Raw genomic sequence first — 1,273 nt, forward strand, 5'->3', positions numbered from 1 at the left:
CGCCCCCGCGCACACTCCTTCGCGCGGGGGCGCCCCCGTTCCACGTCCCTCAGTCGTCGTAGAAGACCCGCTCCATCACCGACCGCGCCCTCCGGGTGGTGCGCAGGTAGGTCTCCGTCAGCTGTTCGGCGGGCCCCTCCGACACCTCCTCGCCGTCCTCGGTCTCCTCACCGCTGCGGAACCCCATCGCCTCCGCCAGGGCGGCCCGCACACGCAGGTCGCTCGGCAGCGAGTCGCCGCCCCGGCCGCGCACCAGCATGACCATGCCGCGCACCCGCGACGCCAGCCGCCAGGCCCGCTCCAGCTCCGCCCCGTCGTCGGCCGCCAGGAAACCGTGCGCCACGGCCACCTCCAGCGCCTCCAACGTCCCCGTCGTCCGCAGGTCCGGGAACTCGTGGGCGTGGCGCAGCTGCACGAGCTGGGCCACCCACTCCACGTCCGACAACCCGCCCCGGCCCAGCTTCGTGTGCAGGGTCGGGTCGGCGCCGCGCGGCAGCCGCTCGGCCTCCATCCGGGCCTTGAGCTTGCGGATCTCCAGGACCGCGGCGGCGTCGATGCCGCCCTGCGGGTACCGGACGGGGTCGATCAGGGCCGTGAACGCCGCGCGCAGCTCCGGGTCGCCCGCGATCGGCCGGGCCCGCAGCAGCGCCTGGCTCTCCCACACCTGGGACCAGCGCCCGTAGTACGCGGCGTAGGACTCCAGCGTGCGCACCACCGGTCCGCTCCGGCCCTCCGGGCGCAGGTCGGTGTCGACCTTCAGCGGCGGGTCCGCGGCGGGCATCTCCAGCAGCCGCGCCAGCTCCCGCACGATCGCCAGCGCCTGGCGCGTCGCCGCTCCCGTGTCCGCCCCGGGCAGGGGGTCGTGCACGTACATCACGTCCGCGTCGCTGGCGTAGGTCAGCTCACCGCCGCCGAACCGGCCCATCGCGACCACGCAGACCCGTGTGAGCGGTTCGTCCCCGGACGCGGCGACCACCCGGTTGCACGCCACCTTCAGCGCCGCCTCGACGGTGACGGCAGCGATGTCGGTCAGGGCCGCGCCGACCTCCTCGACCGACGACACCTCCAACAGGTCCGCGGCGGCCGTCCGTAGCAGCTCTCGACGGCGCAGCGCGCGCACCGCGGACACCGACTCCTCGGACCAGTCGTAGCGCCGCAGCGCGGCCTCGGCCTCCCCGGCCAGCACCTTCGGTTCACGGCGTGCCAGGTCGGCGTCGTCGGCCAGCGTCGCGACCGCGTCGGGGGCGCGGAGCAGCAGGTCGGTGACGTACCG

The 1,273-nt window shown here is 75.3% G+C and carries 1 protein-coding gene; it reads right to left on the bottom strand.

From position 1 onward, the window contains the following. Positions 1-49: 49 nt before the first annotated feature. A partial coding sequence (locus D471_RS0130335) for a [protein-PII] uridylyltransferase family protein (protein ID WP_017602091.1) occupies positions 50-1,273 on the bottom strand: 1,224 nt, incomplete at its 5' end.

This window comes from Nocardiopsis lucentensis DSM 44048 (assembly GCF_000341125.1).
GTDB lineage: Bacteria > Actinomycetota > Actinomycetes > Streptosporangiales > Streptosporangiaceae > Nocardiopsis > Nocardiopsis lucentensis.